Source organism: Vibrio sp. N418, assembly GCF_000222565.1.
Lineage (GTDB): Bacteria > Pseudomonadota > Gammaproteobacteria > Enterobacterales > Vibrionaceae > Vibrio > Vibrio scophthalmi.
Genome location: NZ_AFWD01000098.1, coordinates 12,759 through 33,127 on the forward strand (window position 1 = coordinate 12,759; position 20,369 = coordinate 33,127).

General features: G+C 45.9%; 14 protein-coding genes. 4 read left to right on the forward strand and 10 right to left on the reverse strand.

The features are described from left to right. Positions 1–65 precede the first annotated feature (65 nt). A complete protein-coding gene (locus RH86_RS18900; protein WP_009387986.1) occupies positions 66–662 on the forward strand; it encodes a Maf family protein in 597 nt (198 codons plus the stop codon). A 220-nt stretch (positions 663–882) separates the two neighbouring features. On the opposite strand, the gene rluC is transcribed toward RH86_RS18900, so the two are convergent. Further along, a complete protein-coding gene (gene rluC, locus RH86_RS18905; protein ID WP_009387989.1) occupies positions 883–1,836 on the reverse strand; it encodes a 23S rRNA pseudouridine(955/2504/2580) synthase RluC in 954 nt (317 codons plus the stop codon). A gap of 556 nt (positions 1,837–2,392) precedes the next feature. Between rluC and rne the strand changes: the two genes are divergently transcribed. The 3 genes from rne to RH86_RS18920 all read left to right on the forward strand — a co-directional run bounded on the left by rne (position 2,393) and on the right by RH86_RS18920 (position 9,232). Continuing rightward, positions 2,393–5,527: a ribonuclease E gene (rne, locus tag RH86_RS18910; RefSeq protein WP_009387990.1), complete on the forward strand. Its 3,135-nt coding sequence runs from the start codon at positions 2,393–2,395 to the stop codon at positions 5,525–5,527. 295 nt (positions 5,528–5,822) lie between these two features. Next, positions 5,823–7,382: a SulP family inorganic anion transporter gene (locus RH86_RS18915; RefSeq protein ID WP_005595948.1), complete on the forward strand. Its 1,560-nt coding sequence runs from the start codon at positions 5,823–5,825 to the stop codon at positions 7,380–7,382. A 251-nt stretch (positions 7,383–7,633) separates the two neighbouring features. Then, positions 7,634–9,232, forward strand: coding sequence for a phospholipase D family protein (locus tag RH86_RS18920; RefSeq protein ID WP_009387991.1), 1,599 nt, complete (start codon positions 7,634–7,636; stop codon positions 9,230–9,232). A 70-nt stretch (positions 9,233–9,302) separates the two neighbouring features. On the opposite strand, the gene RH86_RS18925 is transcribed toward RH86_RS18920, so the two are convergent. From RH86_RS18925 to RH86_RS18965, 9 genes are all read right to left on the reverse strand, one after another. After that, positions 9,303–12,011: a hypothetical protein gene (locus tag RH86_RS18925; RefSeq protein ID WP_009388029.1), complete on the reverse strand. Its 2,709-nt coding sequence runs from the start codon at positions 12,009–12,011 to the stop codon at positions 9,303–9,305. Between the two features lie 246 nt (positions 12,012–12,257). Further along, complete coding sequence (gene rnd / locus RH86_RS18930; RefSeq protein WP_005595944.1) at positions 12,258–13,376, reverse strand: ribonuclease D; 1,119 nt, start codon at positions 13,374–13,376, stop codon at positions 12,258–12,260. 70 nt (positions 13,377–13,446) lie between these two features. After that, positions 13,447–15,165: a long-chain-fatty-acid--CoA ligase FadD gene (gene fadD / locus RH86_RS18935; RefSeq protein WP_005595942.1), complete on the reverse strand. Its 1,719-nt coding sequence runs from the start codon at positions 15,163–15,165 to the stop codon at positions 13,447–13,449. A 129-nt stretch (positions 15,166–15,294) separates the two neighbouring features. Further along, entirely contained in the window at positions 15,295–16,140 is an 846-nt protein-coding gene (locus tag RH86_RS18940) for an alpha/beta fold hydrolase (protein WP_009388031.1), read from the reverse strand. Continuing rightward, positions 16,141–16,698 carry a Slp family lipoprotein gene (locus tag RH86_RS18945; RefSeq protein WP_005595939.1) on the reverse strand — a complete coding sequence of 186 codons (558 nt, stop codon included), beginning with the start codon at positions 16,696–16,698 and terminating at the stop codon, positions 16,141–16,143. A 60-nt stretch (positions 16,699–16,758) separates the two neighbouring features. After that, positions 16,759–17,061, reverse strand: coding sequence for a hypothetical protein (locus RH86_RS18950; RefSeq protein ID WP_005595937.1), 303 nt, complete (start codon positions 17,059–17,061; stop codon positions 16,759–16,761). A 41-nt stretch (positions 17,062–17,102) separates the two neighbouring features. Continuing rightward, positions 17,103–17,804, reverse strand: a complete 702-nt coding sequence (gene tsaB / locus RH86_RS18955; protein WP_009388032.1) for a tRNA (adenosine(37)-N6)-threonylcarbamoyltransferase complex dimerization subunit type 1 TsaB — start codon at positions 17,802–17,804, stop codon at positions 17,103–17,105. Positions 17,805–17,812: 8 nt separating this feature from the next. Then, a complete protein-coding gene (locus tag RH86_RS18960; protein ID WP_009388035.1) occupies positions 17,813–19,744 on the reverse strand; it encodes an ATP-dependent DNA helicase in 1,932 nt (643 codons plus the stop codon). A gap of 253 nt (positions 19,745–19,997) precedes the next feature. Next, on the reverse strand, positions 19,998–20,198 hold the full coding sequence (locus RH86_RS18965) for a hypothetical protein (protein WP_005595931.1): 201 nt from the start codon (positions 20,196–20,198) through the stop codon (positions 19,998–20,000). Between the last annotated feature and the right edge of the window lie 171 nt (positions 20,199–20,369).

Genomic DNA, 20,369 nt, shown 5'->3' on the forward strand with positions numbered 1-20,369 from the left:
CGCTATCATAAGCGCCATAATATCTATTATGCTTCAATCAAAGCCTATTGCGATTGTAAATAAAAATGCCAAATTACCAACTAGTTTTAGCTTCAACCTCACCTTTTAGACAACAACTGCTCAATAAACTAGCAATTCCGTTTAAAACCGCCAGTCCTGATTTTGATGAAACCCCTTTAGACGGAGAGTCACCAAGTGCGTTAGTTTTGCGCTTAGCTCAAGGCAAAGCGCAATCCTGTCCTAGCGATATCAGTGATGAAGAAAAGACCACATTAATCATCGGCAGCGATCAAGTTTGTGTGATTGATGGTGAGATTATTGGCAAACCACATACTCGTGAGCGTGCTATCGAACAACTTCGCCGCCAAAGTGGTAAAAGTATCACTTTTTATACCGGGCTCGCACTGCACAATAGCAAAACCCAAGAAACCAAGGTTAAACTTGATACATTTGTGGTACATTTTCGCCAACTGACCACGGCGCAAATCGAAAGTTATGTTGATAAAGAACAGCCCTTCTTCTGTGCCGGCAGCTTCAAAAGTGAAGGGTTGGGTATCGCACTGTTTGAACGCTTAGAGGGTAAAGACCCCAACACATTGGTTGGCCTACCCTTGATTGACCTTATTGATATGCTTGAAGCACAAGGGTTTGCTGTGCTTTGAGAAAGCGAGAATTAAAGGCGCTTCGCTTGAGATTTGAGAGGCGAGAAGCGAGAAGCGAGAAGCGAGAAGCGAGAAGCGAGAAGCGAGAAGCAGACTACGGGCTTTCAGCCCTGTAGGGAATCTATGCAATAAAATAAAAAAGGGAGCTATTCGCCCCCAATCTATCGAATCTCGATTAAAAAATCTCGACGCTAGCGTCTCAATTCTCAATTCTCAATTCTCAATTCTTCGCTAGCTTTCTTAAACCAGCCAGCACGCCTTCTAGCTTTCTACACATTGGTGCATTAATTTCCATCCACTCATCATTCGATGGGTGTTGGAACTTAATGTTGGCCGCATGTAAGAACAGACGATCAAGACCCACTTTTGCAGTGTAGGCATCAAAACGGCGATCACCATAGCGATCATCCCAACCAATTGGGTGGCCAGCGTACTGTACGTGCACGCGGATTTGGTGCGTACGTCCCGTAATTGGACTGGCTTGAATCAAAGTCGCGTCAGGGAATCTTTCCAGCACTTTAAAACGCGTTTCTGACGGTTTGCCGTTTGGATTCACTCGCACGATACTGTTCACTTCGTTTTTCAGCAGTGGTGCGTTAACGACTTTGCAGCTCGCTTTCCACTCCCCCATCACCAACGCGAAATAATACTTTTGTACCGTCTTTTCACGGAATTGAGCTTGTAAATGACGGAGCGCAGAACGCTTCTTCGCCACCAACAAAATACCTGAAGTATCCCGGTCAATGCGGTGAACAAGCTCAAGGAATCGCGCTTGCGGGCGCAAAGCACGCAGTGCTTCAATCGCGCCAAACTTTAAGCCACTGCCACCATGAACGGCGGTACCTGATGGCTTATTTAGGATCAACATATGTTCATCTTCATAGATGATCATATCTTCTAATTCAGCCACTTTATTAAGCTTGGTACTTGGTGCTACTTCCGGCGCTTTCTCTTCTACCGTCACCGGTGGAATCCGCACCACGTCTCCAGCTTGTAATTTGTATTCCGCTTTTACGCGTTTCTTGTTAACACGAACTTCCCCTTTACGCACGATACGATAAACCATGCTTTTCGGGATGCTTTTCAATTGATTGCGCAGAAAGTTATCAATGCGCTGGCCTGCCATATCTTGATCGATATCGACAAACTGGACTTGGGTTCTAATTTCGCTCATTGCATCATTCTATCACTCAACTCAGAGCAAATTCACATTTTCTTCGCCACAAACGCTGAGATCACTCAATTTGTCATCCATAAGCAGTAAAATCGGCATCACTCACTTGTTAAAAAGCCTTTAAGTAAATAAAAAACATGTTTCAACACGATATTATCAAACATAAACGGCTATTCTTGGCCCTTTTACAATAAAGCCGATTGCTGACTTTACTGGGTACTGCTATAGTTCACACCTGCAAAGAGTGATCTGATTTAATTATGTACAAATCAAATCATTTAGACGCAAAATAATGAGTAGAATGCTAACGAAAAGAGAGCGCAGCACACGGCGTAAGACCTTTCCACCGTTGGTTTCTTGTTGCTCTACTCATCTCCTTTCATGTTGAGTATATTCCGCCGAAATCGCGGCTCACACGTTAACTGCATGTGAGAACTGGAGTGCCCCAGAGCATCCCTCCAGCCGGGAGGCTGCACTGAATAAACCATGGGATCTGGCACCGTGAAAGAGACAACAAAGCAACAAGCACAATAAAAAATGACAACGAGATTTATAAATGAAAAGAATGCTAATCAACGCAACTCAAAAAGAAGAGTTGCGTGTTGCTTTAGTGGACGGTCAGCGCTTATTCGATCTTGATATCGAAAGCCCAGGTCACGAATCTAAAAAAGCAAACATATACAAAGGACGTATCACTCGCATAGAACCAAGCCTTGAAGCGGCTTTTGTTGACTATGGTGCAGAACGACACGGCTTCCTCCCTCTTAAAGAAATTGCTCGCGAATACTTCCCTCAAGGTTATACCTACCAAGGCCGTCCAAGCATTAAAGAAGTGCTAACGGAAGGACAAGAAGTAATCGTACAAGTTGAGAAAGAAGAACGCGGCAACAAAGGTGCAGCGTTAACCACTTTTATCTCTCTTGCGGGTAGTTATCTAGTTCTTATGCCTAACAACCCTCGCGCCGGTGGTATTTCTCGCCGTATCGAAGGTGACGAGCGTACTCAACTTAAAGCAGCACTAAGCACTTTGGAACTACCGCAAGGTATGGGTCTAATCGTGCGTACAGCTGGTGTCGGTAAGAGTGCAGAAGAGCTTGAGTGGGACCTAAACGTTCTTCTTAACCACTGGAGTGCCATCAAACAAGCGTCTGATAGCAACCCAGCACCGTTCCTTATTCACCAAGAAAGTAACGTCATCGTTCGCGCGATTCGTGACTACTTGCGTCGTGATATCGGCGAAATCCTAATCGACAGCAACACTATGTACGATCGCGCTCTTGAGCACATTCGTCTGGTACGTCCTGATTTCGTTAACCGTGTGAAGAAATATGACGGTGAAGTGCCGCTATTTAGTCACTACCAAATTGAAAGCCAAATCGAATCCGCGTTCCAACGCGAAGTTCGTTTGCCTTCTGGCGGCTCGATCGTTATCGACCCAACAGAAGCACTAACCTCTATCGATATCAACTCAGCTCGTGCAACTAAAGGCGGCGATATCGAAGAAACAGCGTTAAATACCAACTTAGAAGCAGCAGACGAAATTGCTCGTCAGCTACGCCTACGCGACCTTGGTGGTCTAGTGGTTATCGATTTCATCGATATGACCCCTGTCCGTCACCAACGTGAAGTTGAAAACCGTCTACGTGACGCGGTTCGCATGGATCGTGCTCGAGTGCAGATTGGTCGTATTTCTCGCTTTGGTCTACTTGAAATGTCTCGTCAACGCTTGAGCCCGTCTCTTGCTGAAGCAAGCCACCACATTTGTCCTCGTTGTACTGGTACTGGTGTTATTCGTGATAACGAATCACTGGCACTTTCGGTACTGCGTTTGATCGAAGAAGAAGCATTAAAAGATAACACCGCGCAAGTTCTTGCGGTTGTGCCTGTTCCAATTGCTTCTTACCTATTGAACGAAAAACGCCGTTCAGTGAACCATATTGAGAAGAACCAAGACGTTAAAATCTTAGTTGTACCTAACTCAGATATGGAAACTCCGCACTTTGAAGTGGTTCGTGTTCGTGAAGGCGAAGAGTTTGACTTGCTGTCTTACCTTCTACCGAAGAAACTCGATGCAATTAAAGAAGCGGAAGGTAAGGAATTACCGGTCACTGAAATCAAACCGAAGAAGATTGAAGAACCCGCTCTACGTGGTTTTGCAGCACCTTCTCAATCGGCGCCAACCCCAGCTCCTGTGGCTGCACCAGCAAAACCTGCTGCGCCAGCTAAAAAGGCACCAGAAGCAGAAGCACAACCAGGTCTGATTAGCCGCTTTGTGAAAGCGCTTGGCAGCTTCCTATTTGGTTCAACCAAAGAAGAAGAGAAGAAAGAAGAGCCGAAAGAGAACGAGCGTCCAAACCGTAACAATCGTAATCGTCGCAATAACCGTAACGATCGCAACAATCGCAATGACCGCAATAACCGTGGTGATCGCAATGAGCGTGGCGAGCGTAACGAACGCGGTGATCGCAACGAGCGTAATGATCGCAACCGTCGCAACCGTGACGACAAGCGTAATAAGCCTAATCGCGAAGAAGCGAATGTTGAGCCAAAAGCACAGCAAGCTGAACCGAAGCAACAAAACCGTAAGCCTCGTCAAGACCGCCGTAACAAGCGTGAAGATGTTAAGCCGAACAAAGTTGCTGAAGAAGGCCTAAAACTTGCTGCAGAAGCTCAAGTTGATGCTGTCGAGCCTCGCGTTGAAGAAAAAACAGCGAAAGTAAAAGAGCGTCGTCAACGTCGTAAAATGGCTAAGCATGTTCGCGTGAAAGATCAGCAAGCACAATCAGAAGAGATTGTTGAGCTAATCATCGACGCTACGGCTGAAACTCCTGTTGCTGTAGAGCCAGCGGTTGAAACAGCAAAAGCTGACAACAATGACAACGATGCAGACAATGGCAAACAACGTCGCAACCGTCGTTCACCTCGTCATCTACGTGCAAGTGGTCAACGTCGTCGTCGTGGACGTGATCGTCGCCCTAACCCATTCCGCCTACGTAAAGGTGGTGTTGCCTCTCCTGAGATGGCAATGGGTAAAGTGATGCCTCGTTTCGATCTAGCAAAACCAGCGCCTCGTTCTCAACACGCACAGCAAAAACATGCTGAGCCAGTCGTTGTTGAAGTAGCAACGGTAGCAACAGAGACATTAGGTGGTTTCGCTTGTCCTGAAATGGCAATGGGTAAAGTGATTATCCAACGCGAAGAGAAGAACGCTTCTCCAGCGGCTATCACAGAGACAGTAGTAGAAGCAGTGATCGCCGAACCGGTTGTTGAAACGGTTGTTGAAGCACCTGTGGAAACTGCAGTTGAAACAGTAACTGAAACGGTTGTAGAAGCGACTCCAGTCGCAGCGCCAATCGTAGAAGAAGTTGTGGTTGAAGAAACCGTTGCTGAAATCGCTGTTGAAGCACCTATCGCAGAAGAAGCTATCGTAGCTGAAACTGTCGTAGTTGAAGAAATCGTGATTGAAGAAACGATTGAGCCAGTTAAGGTTGAAGCAAAAACAACAGAATCTGTTGTAACAGTTAAAGCCCACGCAAGCTCACCAATGGCGAAAGCGCCAGGTCCTCAAGAACTACGTGAGATTACTGTTCACGCTGCACCGTTCCGCACAGAACGTTACCAAGCCATTGGTGCTGGTAGCCAATCTGCTAAGAACCAAGCAGGCGCAGGAATGACGAAGCCAAGCTTCTAATCCGAACATAAAAGAACAAAGGCTGCTAGTAATAGCAGCCTTTTCTTTATTCTCCCTTTTCTCTTTCAAGAAATACTACTCATCGAAATAGCACATTCTTAACTAAGAATTTATTTCATACATATATCGGTTAACATCTGCTTCATTCTTGAACTTAATCACAGTTTTCGGTAGCATGCGCCGACTCGATCTGAATTTTACCTTACGTTACGCTGCTCTTTTACATCCAGTTTGCTCTAGTAACCGACAAGTCTAATTCAGAATAATTTTAAACACTTAGCCTAACCGAGCAAATATGTTTGAATTCCCTCAATTTTCAAAACACTCCGTAAAAAACGATGTGTTATCAGGTTTAACCGTTTCTCTAGCATTGGTTCCTGAGGCTGTAGCGTTTGCCTTCGTTGCAGGTGTCGACCCTATGGTTGGCCTTTATGCCGCTTTCATTGTTGGCCTTATCACCTCTATTTTTGGCGGCCGTCCGGGTATGATTTCCGGTGCAACTGGCGCAATGGCCGTGGTAATGGTCGCACTGGTTTCATCACATGGCGTGCAATATCTTTTCGCGGCTATTATGCTGGCAGGTCTGCTGCAGATTACCGCCGGCCTATTCAAGCTGGGCAAATTTATTCGCATGGTGCCACACCCTGTAATGATTGGTTTCGTTAACGGTCTTGCTATCGTTATCTTCCTAGCACAGCTAGGCCAATTCAAAGCGCCTGATATGAGCGGGGCATTAACCTGGTTACCAACTGACCAAATGATGCTGATGCTAGGTTTAGTCGCGCTGACGATGGCGATTATTCACTTCCTACCTAAGTTTACGACTGCTGTGCCTTCATCATTGGTTGCCATCGTAACGGTAACCGCGCTAGTCGTGGGTTTAGATTTAGATACTCGTACTGTGGTGGACTTCCTGCGTACCATGTCTGGCGATGAAGCAGCAACATTGGCAGGTTCACTACCAACGTTCTCGATTCCGATGGTTCCATTTAACTTGGAAACACTGCAAATTATTCTGCCTTACGCCATCATTCTTGCGGCGATCGGCTTAATTGAATCACTGCTAACTCTGACTGTATTGGATGAAATGACCAATACCCGTGGTCAGTCTAATCGTGAATGTATGGGCCAAGGTCTTGCGAACGTCACCTGTTCTGTATTCGGAGCAATGGGCGGCTGCGCGATGATTGGTCAATCAATGATCAACGTAAACTCTGGTGGCCGTGGTCGTCTATCTGGCATCGTTGCCGCAGTCGCGCTACTTTGCTTCATTTTGTTTGCTTCATCACTGATTGAAATGATCCCACTTGCCGCTCTGGTTGGTGTAATGTTCATGGTTGTTATTGGCACCTTCGAGTGGGCTACGTTTAAGCTGGCTCGCCGAGTACCAAAACAAGATTTCTTTGTTATCGTATTGGTAACTGTTGTCACCGTACTGACTGATCTTGCGGTTGCCGTTGCGGTGGGTGTTATCGCCTCGGCGCTGATGTTTGCATGGCAACACGCTAAGCACATTTACGCATCAAGCAAAACCAATGAAGAAGGTGCTAAGGTTTACCATATCCATGGTCCTATCTTCTTCGGTAGCGCGGCTAACTTTCTAGAGCTATTTAATCCAAAGAATGACCCAGCAGAAGTGATTGTCGACTTCGCTCATTCACGCGTGACTGACCACTCAGCGATTGAAGCCATCGAAACGCTAGCCGAGCGTTATGCTGCCGCAGGTAAAACACTACACTTGCGTCACCTAAGCCAAGATTGCCGAGCGCTACTGCACAAAGCGGGTAGCCTGGTTGAGATCAACGTAAAAGAAGATCCAAGCTACAAGGTTGCTACCGATGTACTTGCTGGCTAAGCGTTCAGCCGGCTAAGCCTCTCGCTAACGAATGGCTTTGTAGTTGCAATCCTATTTTTAAAAGGCTTCCCAACGGAAGCCTTTTTTATTGTTGTAATGGCCTACAAAGAATAACAACAGAAACAACAATGTTTGCTGGGTCTCAGACTCACCGCGTCGTCATAACATTTTTGCTAACGTTATGCTTAAATCGACATTACTACTGAACTCGCTTCGTTGAATATTCACCAGTCAGGACGACTTACCCCGTTATGTTTAAATCACGACGCACTATATTTCATACCACTTCTCGCCCAACGCGTCGCTTTGGGTTTTATCTTCGAACCGGCGTTCTATTACTCATCACAGTATTGGTCGCGACTGCGCTCTATGCGCATTTTTCACGACCTGACTCGGTCATCAAAGCATCATCCTCGACGCTACCACTCAATCCAAAAACCAAGCTAGGCCAGTTAGCTACCCACTACATGAATGAGAATCAAACTAGCGCGGCAGATCAGAGTGGCTTTTACCCCCTTAGTGATGGTCAAGAAGCCCTACTCGCTCGAATTGCGTTGATTGAAAACAGTGAACAATCTCTGGATTTACAGTACTACATCTATCGTGATGACAGCACCAGCTCATTGCTCACTCATGCTATTTTTCAGGCTGCAGAGAGAGGTGTAAGAGTTAGGATCTTACTTGATGACATGCAATCACGCAGCGATAGCGATATGGCTGCACTTGCAGCGCATGACAATATCGAACTGCGTCTCTTCAATGCCTTTGATAATCGCGTACTGCGCATGCTCGACTTCCTAACCAACTTCAGTCAAATGAATCGACGTATGCACAATAAAGCACTGATTGCCGATAGTGCTTTTGCGATTGCGGGTGGACGTAACATTGGTGACGAATATTTTGCCGCCAATCATGATGTTGATTTTGGCGATTTTGACCTGCTGTTAGCGGGTAATAGCGTCGCGGAAATTAGTCACCAATTTGATCTCTACTGGAATAGTACTCCGGCCACGCCTATAGAAGCACTCGTTGAAGTGGGCCAAGCACCGACGGCTGAACAAGTGACGCAGTGGCAACGCCAATTGAGAAACCATTTCGACGGTTCAGAGTATTCAGCCAATATCAATCAACTGCCACTAATGAGGGCGCTCAACAGCAAAACACTTCCGCTCTATTGGGGCGAAGCAAAGGTCTACTATGATCAACCAAGTAAGGTTTATCAACCAGATCAAAGCCAGTTGATGCTTCATTCGCTAGGCGATATTTTAAGTCAGGCTGACTCTTCATTTGTCTTAGTTTCCCCTTATTTTGTCCCCACTCAAGCGGGCACGGATTTACTCACAAAAGCGGCGCAAGAAGGATTAGACATTACCATTATTACTAATTCACTCGCTTCCAATGATGTCTTTGCCGTTCATGGTTGGTATGCTAAATATCGCAAGCAACTCATCGAATCAGGCATCAATTTGTACGAAGTCAAAGCCGATCCACAAGCGAAAAAGAACTACTCTTGGCTTGGCAGTTCCCGCACCAGTCTGCACGCGAAGACTTTCGTCATTGATGGGCGTAAAATTTTTGCAGGCTCATTCAACTTCGATCCCCGTTCGGCATTCTTGAACACTGAAATGGGTGTACTGATCAACGCGCCTGAATTTGTCACTGATGCCCTGATGAATGTGGACGACATTTTGCACAAAAGCGCTTATCAGCTAATGATTGATAACCAGGGTGACCTTCGTTGGATCAATCATCAAACCCACCGTCGTTATGATAGTGAACCAGACGCCAGTATTTGGCTACGCATTGGAGCGTGGATAGCAGGCATTTTACCGATTGAAACGCAACTCTAAATCGGGCGCCGAAACAACACCAGCCAGATATCAAAAGAGCTTCCATTTGGAAGCTCTTTTGATTGACGGATTAATTTTCAATCTTAAGCAGTTTTTCTACCGCCCTGCGCACTTGGATCGAATCATCACACAGGAATGCTTCTAAGCTCGCTCGATAACTGGTGATATCGCCTGACGCTAACATCTCAATCAGTTTTAGGCGATTCTCTACGGTTAACCACTCTTGTAGATCAGGAATTCTTCCCTCTTTGGCTAAGCGTTGAACAAAATTCGCCGGTTCACGAGCCTCATGAGTCGCAAAATGCAGCAACATCAATTCACTCACACCAGCTCGATCAAGCCAGTCTAGCGCCCACTCTTCTTGGGCATAAAGCAGCGCCATACCATAGCTTTCTTTACTGATGGTATTATGGCCTAAATGCTCATCACTCCAACGCTCGGTTAAACTCACCTCGCTATTGATAATACGCTGAGCAACATAAACGTCCTCAACAGTGTGGCAACACACCCAATGTAAGCCTCGCTTACCCAGTTGACTAAAGAACACTGCGAGACGCTGCGCCTTTTTCTCGGGTAGCAACCAGATAAGATCGGAAGGCCCAACTTGCTTTCGATAAGAGGCATACGGGTCCCAACCTTGCAGCTTTGGCACACCAAGTGCTTCTGGGCTCAACGACTCCACCCCCTCACCAGACTCTAAATAATCAAGGATCTGAGCGCCAATCTTGGTTGCTTTTTCTTCATCTAACTTTTCAATCAAAGCGGTGATTAACGTCGATTGGAACCAACTCTCAATCGGCAACTCAACCGTCGGATTCACCACTCTTGCATGCTGAAAAAATAGGGCTATTTGACTTGGGTAACAGCGCTCAAAGGATTTGAGCAGTTTTTCTCGTTCGGCCCATTGATGTCGACCTATCATACTGTTGTCATCAGATTCGGCCCAAGCAAATGCTTTGACACGTTCACAATAGTACTGCCAAAAACGAGCATCCGCAGGTCGATAAGAAGCAACATCTTGATACGCCAATAATAGGTAGACATCGATATCCGCTTGAGGCACCCCAGTTGCGTGCAAACGCTCACTAATCTGCTGCTCCAATTCGACACTGTTCACCACCGCATACAAAGGATAATCAGCCCAAAAACTGAAGACATGCTCAATAACACTCTGCGGAGCAATGGCATTCCATAATTGCCAATGGCGTTTTGCTAAGATGGCTAAATCCGATTCAAGCTCGCCACTGGCAAAGACTTCCATTAACCAAAATAGCGTTAAGATGGCGCGCTGATAGCCATCGTAATGGTTTAGCAATGCATAGGCAGGTTGCGTTGGACTAATCATATCGCCAGCTCGACCGCCGTCGCAAAATAAACGGCTGCCCAACAAAGTGATCATTTGCGCATCATCGCTAGGGCAATCTACTTGAGTTAGCCACGTCCGCACCTCCTCCTTTTGTGCCTTATCTAACTCGGAAAATCGTATAAGTGGATCGGTTAAAGCCGTTGGCAAATGCTCTTCAAGCCATTCAATCAATTCATACTCTTCTGGCTCGTTTTCCATATGATCATTGAGACGCCACGTGGCATAAAGGCACCCGCCAAGATGAGTCGGCAAGTGTTCCGATATCAACTCGTCTAGACCTTTTATTTTATCGTCTATATTGTCCAATCGACTCTGCGTTAGTTTTTCTAAGCGGGGGTTAAGCGGCAAATAACATGAACGCCACTCTTGTTCTGACCATACCTCTTCTAACGGGGTCTCCTCTTCCTCTTCTGGTTCCTCATCACGAATTCGAGTATGTTCCCATTGTTCATAGCGGTTCTCCTGCTGACACGATGCCGGTACCTGACTTAAATTAACCCCGGGATATTCCGCTTCTATTTGCTCAAGCAAACCGATGGCTTCTTCATCAACACGCAAACCTAAAATCAACTGCTGCTTTACTTGGTCTTGATACTCTTCGTGTTGATAATACGGCGCTTCTACCTGCCAAAGACCTAAGCTGTAATAAAAACTCAATGTCGGATGCTCTAAGTCCCACCCCGGCGTTGATAGTAAAGGTTGTTGACTCAAGCGCTTGATCAATTGCTGCTTGAACCATGGATAATCCTCAGGATGAGCAGCAAAGTGGCTAAGTAGATCCATTTGATGTTGATAGCCATCACGATCCATATAGAAATGACGACGAAGATTCTCTGCATCTGACCAAATATAAGCTTTGATTAGATCGCGGCTCCAACCAAGTTCATCGACCAGTGCCATTAACATATCAAACGGCACTGTCCAAGACTCGGTATTCCAATAAGGCACCACAAAGCTACTTAGATAAAAACTATGAGCGGGATTCACCTTGGCGAGCAAAAACAGCGCTTCGATACCAAAAAGATTATTAGCACTAAGCATTAAGTCACCGTAATCGTTACGGCTACGTGAAAAATCCACCATTGCTTGCGCGGTCAACTCTAACTCTGGCTGTAACTGCGGAAAGTTGAGTGCGCAAGCAAATAGCACCGGCTCGCTCACATACTTTTTCTTTTCATGCATTCGATACGCATTGAAGACACGATTGACCAAATTACGATTAGCCCCCGCATCATCCACCTTTAACGCTCGCCCAGAAGGATCAACAAATTCTATGTTAAACAAGGTATTCATATGAAGTCGAAATGCGGTGCCATCGACTAAGCGTTGACGATACTCACTAAGCGCACTTGCAATGCTGTCGGGATCATGAGGATCAACCGAAATAAAAACCGTTTTATCGAATTCTGACATGACACACCTTAAAGCTCTCGTTGGTTAGAAAGAGTATTTATTCAAATAGATAAGATGCGCAGTATAGGCTTCAAGTCGCATAAATCCATGACGTGCGACACAGCTATCGTATTGCACTGAGAAAAACTGACCAATTGCACAATAAAGCAGCACTAACAAACTCAAACTATAAAAAATGGCCAAGTGCTTCAACACTTAGCCATTTCTGTAATGTATTCAATTTGAATAGAGACTCGACGAGAAAACTTATTTAACCAGCTTATCGAGTTTTTCACCGAGCAGCTCTAAACGCCAGCCTTGCATCAAATCAGGGCGCTTGGCTTCATCACGATTACGGCGCCAAACCCAAGTTAACAAGCTATTAAGTTGTTTTTTAGACGCAAGAAATTCTGTGGCTAAACCGCTCTTGTCAGACGCTTTTTTCACTTCATCTTTAAGCACTTTGAACAGTTGCTTATAACCCGGCATATCCATCAGACGCTCAATGCTTTCTGGATATTGGTCTGCCGGTGTTTCTTTAGCCGCTTTGACTAATGAAATAATACGTGCGCTGTGGCGCTGAGCTGAACGAGGATCAACCCCTTCTTGCTCCATTTGGTGACGATTTTGAATACCCAAGCGCGCGACGGTCAATAAGTCATTTTCTTTGAAGACAAAGTTTAATGCGAGATCACGACGAATCGCCTCTTTATAACGCCATGCCGCTAAAGGTTTAAGAATTGCCAATTCGCGCGGTCTTAATTGCCACGCACCTTTAATATCAAGATACGCTTTGTCAGTATCGACTTGTTTGATGCGCTTTGACGCAATTAAAGCACACTCTTGTTTTGCCGCAGGCCACCAGCCGGTAGGTTCAAGCTCGCTGAGTAGTTTTTCGTACAAAGGCTTCAGGTAGTGAACATCAGCCGCCGCATAGTCGAGCTGCTTTTGTGTTAATGGACGAGCCATCCAGTCTGTACGTGATTCGCTTTTATCTAACTCTACGCCTAAGTTAGCATTGACCAACGCAGCAAAACCGGTTGAAAGGCCATTGCCTAAAAATGCCGCCATAATCTGTGTATCAACCATAGGTTGCGGCAAACAACCAAAGCTATTGTTGAATACTTCTAGGTCTTCACCGCAAGCATGCAAAACCTTAGTCACAGAGGTGTCTTGTAGTAGATCGACAAAAGCGCTCATATCATCGATCGCCAGAGGGTCGATTAATGATAACGTTTGGCCATCAAATAGCTGAATTAAGCCTAACTGAGGATAAAAGGTTCGGGTACGGACAAATTCGGTGTCTAGCATCACGGCTTCTACCGTTCTTGCTTGCTTACAGACAACTTCTAACTCGGTACTCTGGGTAATAATCTGATAGTTCACTTAATTCTCGCATAAAAATGCCGGCTACATGAGCCGGCATTCTATCACTAAATGTTCGCGGTTGCTTGGCTTACTCAGCGTTTGCTTGCGCCGCTTTTTCTTGTGCCGCTTTCGCGAGATTTGCGTCGTTTTCTTCACGCAAAACTCGACGCAAGATCTTACCTACGTTGGTTTTTGGTAGTTCATCTTTAAACTCAACCAATTTCGGGATCTTGTAACCTGTCATATGTTGACGACAGTGAGCGATCACTTCTTCTTTAGTCAAGCTTGGGTCACGCTTAACCACATACAGCTTAACGACTTCACCTGAGACTTCATGCGGTTGGCCAATTGCTGCCACTTCCAACACTTTGCCGTGCAGTGACACCACATCTTCAAGTTCATTCGGGTAAACGTTAAAGCCAGACACCAGAATCATGTCTTTCTTACGGTCAACAATGTACAGCAAACCTTCGCTATCAAACTTAACGATGTCGCCCGTTGATAGCCAACCATCCTCGGTTAACACTTCTTTGGTCGCTTCTGGACGCTGCCAGTAGCCTTGCATCACCTGTGGGCCACGAACTTGTAGCTCACCGACTTCAGTATTGGCTAGCGTGTTGCCTTCTTCATCAACAATTCGCACTTCTGTTGAAGGTACAGGTAGGCCAATCGCCCCTGTGTAATCGGTCAGGTCGTACGGATTGCCCGTCACCAGTGGTGCACATTCTGTTAAGCCGTAGCCTTCTAGCAGGTGAACACCCGTGATTTTCTTCCACTTGTCAGCCACGCCACGTTGCACGGCCATACCACCGCCAACCGATAGCTTCATGTTCTTGAAGTTTAGTTCGTGGAAATCTTCATTATTCACCAAAGCATTAAACAGCGTATTTACCCCAGTAATGGCAGTGAAGGCGTATTTTTGTAGCTCTTTGATGAAGCCTGGAATATCACGAGGGTTGGTGATTAATAGGTTATTGCCACCGATTTCAATAAACAGTAGACAGTTAACCGTTAAAGCAAATACGTGATATAGAGGCAATGCCGTTACAACAAGTTCACGGCCTTCTGAAAGCACTGGGCCATAAGCACCTTTGGCTTGCAGCACGTTTGAAACCATATTGCGATGAGTCAGAATCGCGCCTTTTGCTACACCAGTGGTACCGCCGGTGTACTGTAGGAACGCAATATCATCACCTGACATGAACGGTTTCACGTATTGTAGACGACGACCTTTGTGCAGCGCTTTACGCATTGAAATGGCACCAGGTAAATCGTACTTAGGTACCATACCTTTAACGTACTTAACCACAAAATCTACTAACGTGCCTTTTGCACGTGGCAGCATTTGACCAAGACTGGTCAAAATAACATGCTTAACCGGCGTATTTTCTACTACTTGCTCAAGGGTGTTAGCAAAGTTAGAGACAATCACGATCGCTTTCGCGCCCGAGTCATTTAACTGATGCTCAAGCTCACGCGGGGTATAAAGAGGGTTAACGTTAACCGCAATACAACCTGCGCGAAGCACACCAAACAGTGCAACTGGGTATTGCAGCAAGTTCGGCATCATCAGTGCTACACGATCGCCTTTCTTTAGCTTCAGATCGTTTTGTAAGTAAGCGGCGAATGCACGGCTGCGCTCTTCCAATTTACGGAAAGTCATCACAGAGCCCATATTCATGAACGCTGGCTGATCAGCATATTTTTGTACTGACTGCTCAAACATTTCAACCAGTGATGGGTACTGATCTGGGTTGATGTGCTCAGGCACTTCATTTGGATAACGAGACAACCAAGGTTTATCCACGATAACTACTCCTCGAAAAAATCAGGTGTGGTAATAACATAGAGAATGAACAGCGCTTATAGCACGTCATTTATATGGCTAATTACAACACAGGCGAAGGGTTCGAGCACGAAACACTCAAACACTTGTTTAAATTTTGTTAACTAAGCCAAAAATCCGCTCTGCGACGGCTTGTGGCTGCTGTAAATGGCAGTGATGTCCACCTTCAATGTAGACAACATCGGTAAAGTTGTCGTTATCTTGTTGAAGATGCTCATAGCCCGTTGTCCCCAAGATAATCAATTGAGGACAAACTATCTGTTGGCGAAACTGTGCGGCATGCACACTGGCCATGCGATACAACGAATCACTTTGCAGTTTTACATCGTGTCGCCAAGCCCAACCATTTTCGCGCTCACACATACCTCGGCTAACCACTGGCTCAATCTGCTCTGCCAGCAAATGGTTCACTCGAACACGCAAAGCAATGGCGTCGTCTAAGGTAGAAAAAGTACGGAGAGGCTTATTGCGAATACGTTGTCGACTTTTAATTCCAGCCCGTAAACGTGTCACACAATTGTGCGGTTCTTCGGCTAATGGACCATTGCCTTCAATCTGCACTAATCCTGCAACTTGTTCAGGAAAGGCGGCACTATAGCAACTTGCTAACAAAGCACCAAGGGAATGTCCAACTAACAGCAACTTGTTTGGCGAAATATTCACCAAAAGCTGGTAAAGGTCATCTAAATAATCAAAAAACAGATAGAAGTTATCCGCAGATTTGTGGCTGGAAAAACCGTGTCCGGGTAAATCAATCGCACAAATATGCATGCTTGGATTGAGAGTAATTAGCGCTTCAATGGTCGTTTGAAAACTCGCAGCGTTGTCTAACCATCCATGCAGTAACACTAATGAGCAAGAAGACGATTGCGCGTCCCCATACTCTAGCGCCGCAATTGAGCCTGATGAGGTCGTATAGCAAGTGGATCGGAGCATCTATCTCACTTCTTGGATCACTCTGCCTTGGCGAGTATTGTAATGGATATCACGGCAATGAATACTGCGGCAAGGGTAGATATAACTGCCAATGTCATCAACAATCACACGTTCTTCAATACGCCACAAATGATAGCCAGTTGCTTGCATGACTGGGAAAGTATAATCAAACTGCCCCACCTTACCCTGTTCAGAACCATCAGCGGCCCCTAACAATGTCACGAGGCGGCCTTTACTCAAGGTAACAGGATCGGCAAAACCCTCGACGTAAGCAACGAAGCGACCATTTGGCTCTTGATTAATATCCGGTTTACCAGAGCCGTTGATTGGTAAGTTGACCACTTCAATACGCGTCTGCTGAGGCAAATTCGTCACTGCCGCAATCACCCCGCCTAAGCGCAATTCATTGGGCGCTTGAGGCGATGCTTGCCAAGTTTGGTAATCAGTCACAATGTTAGGATTATCACTGGTCAAATTAACTGGCAAAGAAGCACAACCAAGCATTGCTAGAGAGAGTATGCCCACGGTGAAAAATCGAACGAAAAGGGAAATGTTCATACTGCTGTCACTCTTAGTAGATCTCAGTAAATAGTACCGAGGATTGAATATTCATACCGATTAGATATAGATATCGACACCGAGCATTTGGATCAGTTCATCCCGTTTAGCCTGATTCATCACTCGCATATACTCTTCTAGTGCTTTACGACTGCGACCTTCAGGAAGGTCGTATTGAATTTGGGCTTTGTGAATATCGGATTCTTGAACATGACGAATGGTATGGGCAACCGCATTAGCCACCTTTGATGGCTGGCTGGTCGATTGCTGACTTTGCGACTTATTAATCTTGCTTTGTTTACTGGCCTTATTGGCTTTCTTTGGGCCAGGAATCGCAGCCGGTAATCCATTAATCGACACCATACTATTCGCCATTATCCTCTATCGAAAACTCACGAAAACGACTATTCGCGTCCTGGCAGTTTTTTCCACGCGACGTTATCACGTAGGTAAACTGGCGTGGAATCTTCAACCGCCACTGCTTCACCATTGGCTAATGCAAACTGAGCAAGGTGCACGATATCTTGCGCATCTGGATACAATACGCCACCGTCTACACAACTCAGTGGTAAGGTCTCCATCGCTTCTTGATAAGCCGCCCAACCAGTACCAACAGTGGCCCACTCAGACTCATCCGCTTGGATCTGCTGTACCAACTCATTCGGTGCAATGACACACTCTTGATCAACCGCAATCCATGAGCCGTTCTCTTGGCGCACGTAACGTCCCCAGTACACTTCATTCATACGCGCATCAATCGCACTGGCAACTTGGGTTGCGCCATTTAAACGATATGCACCTTGCGCCATCGCTTCTAACGTTGAAATCGCCAACATTGGCAATTCCGCTCCGAACGCTAAGCCTTGTGCGATACCAATACCAATACGTACACCGGTAAAGCTACCCGGGCCACGGCCAAAAGCCAATGCGTCAAGATCAGTCAAACTGATACCCGCTTCTTTCAACACTTCATCGACCATAGGCAAAATTAATTTAGTATGGTCACGAGGGGCGACAGCACTACGAGAGTAGACTTTGTCATTAATTAGTAAGGCAACCGAGCAATTTTCTGTTGCAGTATCTAGGGCAAGAATTTTTGCGCTCATTCAATTCTCTAATCTTGGTTATTTGTTTCTGAAATCTGTTGAAGAAAGTCTTCTATTACCCCCAAGTCTCGCGTACGCGGGATTGGCGGTAAACTGCCAAGGAAGACGCCACCATAATCACGTGTCACCAATCGGTTATCGCAAATGATCAACGCACCTTTGTCTTTCTTGTCACGTATTAAACGCCCGACACCTTGTTTGAGTGTAATCACCGCATCGGGTAATTGCACCTGCGCAAAGGGATCGCCACCTTTAAGTCGGCAATCTTCGATACGTGCTTTAAGCAACGGATCATCCGGCGCGGTAAACGGTAATTTGTCGATAATAACACAGCTAAGGGTGTCACCTCTAACATCAATCCCTTCCCAAAACGCCCCTGTTGCCACCAGCAAAGCATTTCCTAGCTCCATAAACTCGGCTAAGGTTTTTTGCTTACTGGTCTCACCTTGCATTAATACAGGAACAGTAAGCACCTCTCGGAAACGCTCCCCCAACTCTCGCATCATGCTATGCGAAGTACAGAGGAAGAAACAACGGCCTTGGTTCTGCTCAATCAAAGGGGCAAGCATGGAGACTAATTTTTCTGCCATCCCCGGACTATTTGGTTCTGGTAGGTAGCGCGGTACGCACAAACGCGCCTGAGTGGGATAGTCAAACGGGCTTGGTAATGAAAACTGTGCTTGTGGCTTAATACCCAAGCGATCGGTAAAGTGGGAAAAGTCGCCATTCACTGCCAAGGTTGCCGAGGTGAAAATCCAAGCACCTTGCTTCAGTTCAATTTGTTCATTGAACTTATCCGCCACACTCAGCGGTGTAATATGCAAACTAAAATGGCGCGGCGTAGTATCAAACCAATAAGAATAGCCGGTAATCGAAACATCGCAGACACGGTCAATACGTCCTTTAATGGTATGGGCACGTTCAAAAGCGGTATCCAGTAATTGGCACCGACCCAGCGCTATTTTTAGTACTTCGATGGTAAAATCGATCGCCTCTCGAACGCGCTCTAACTCACGAGCAACCGGAAGCGACTTAATCGCCTCACGCCAGTTGCCACGAAACCCAGGCTCGCCAAGCACGATGCGCATATCCATCGCCGACTGGTTGAGTTTTTCCGCCACTTTTTGCAATTGGCGCATATCTTTCGCTTCAGTGCGATAAGCAATCTCAATATCTTTACTCAGCTCTTGGATCTGACGACTCGACACTGACTGACCAAAATACTGGCTGGCAATATCGGGTAACTGATGCGCTTCATCAAAGATAAATACTTCAGCCTCTGGAATCAACTCGCCAAAACCGGTCTCTTTAATCGCCAAATCGGCAAAAAACAGATGGTGGTTAACCACCACCACATCGGCGTCTAACGCACGCTTACGTGCTTTGAGCACGAAACAATCGGTATAGCTCGGGCATTCCTTGCCTAAACAATTATCGTTGGTTGACGTAATCGTGGGAATCACAGGGCTATCTTCGGCGATTTCATCACAATCGCCTAAATCACCCGTTTTGGTGGCGGAAGACCATGCACGAACCTTGACTAACTGCGCCAATAAGGTGGGATCGGAATGATTACCATGGCTCTCAATCATTTGACGGCTAAGACGATCCAAACATAAATAGTTTGCCCGCCCCTTTAGCAGGGCGACTTGACCATAAAAGCCCAGAGCGCTGGTCATCAAAGGTAAGTCACGGTGAAAAAGCTGTTCTTGTAGGTTTTTCGAACCGGTACTAATAATGGTTTTTTTCCCACTCATCAACGCAGGAACAAGGTAAGCAAATGTCTTACCGGTACCCGTACCCGCCTCGATCACTAATTGACCTTGTTCTTGAATCGATTTTCTGACTGACTCCGCCATATCAAGCTGAGCTTGGCGCGGCTGAAAACCCGGTATCGCTTTACCGAGAGCACCATCTTGAGAAAAGGTTTTTGAGATCATGCGAATGTGATGTGATGAAAAAAGTCAGTATACCCTAATCAAAGCGCGATGGAGAGAACCGTCAATTGACTGCTGACGAAAGCACCAATTGGCCCGCAACTCCTCCGCCGATTGAGCCACTAATTTCTTCATCATGTACTGAGCATTGGCAATAAAAAACGCGACTCACTCGAAGTCGCGTTTAGACAATTTCCTGTCGTGTTTATTTAACGGCATACTGAGCATATCGCTTTGCCGATAGACGATTATAACATTATCGGCGGTGTAGGTAGCGCGCTAACCAAGCTGGACCATCAAAATCATTTTGACTGTCGATCATTGCTCTCGCCGCTTCGCTCGGAGATGCTTTGCAATCCCACTTTTCAGTGAGTATCGTTTGATCTAATTCGCAATCACCCAGCAGTGCGTTCACTCGTTCTGAATATAACTTACGGGCTAATAGTTCTTTATCCATACCTACCACCTTAAGACGCTCAAATGAGGAAAGAAATCTTTAACTAACTCGATAACCAACTCTGTTTTAAGTAGATTATTTGTTGAATTCAAGTCGATATTAGTTTAATTGTTACTCAATTATTGCGGGATAGCTCACTGTTCGGAAGCCCCGAAAAAATTCACCATACGA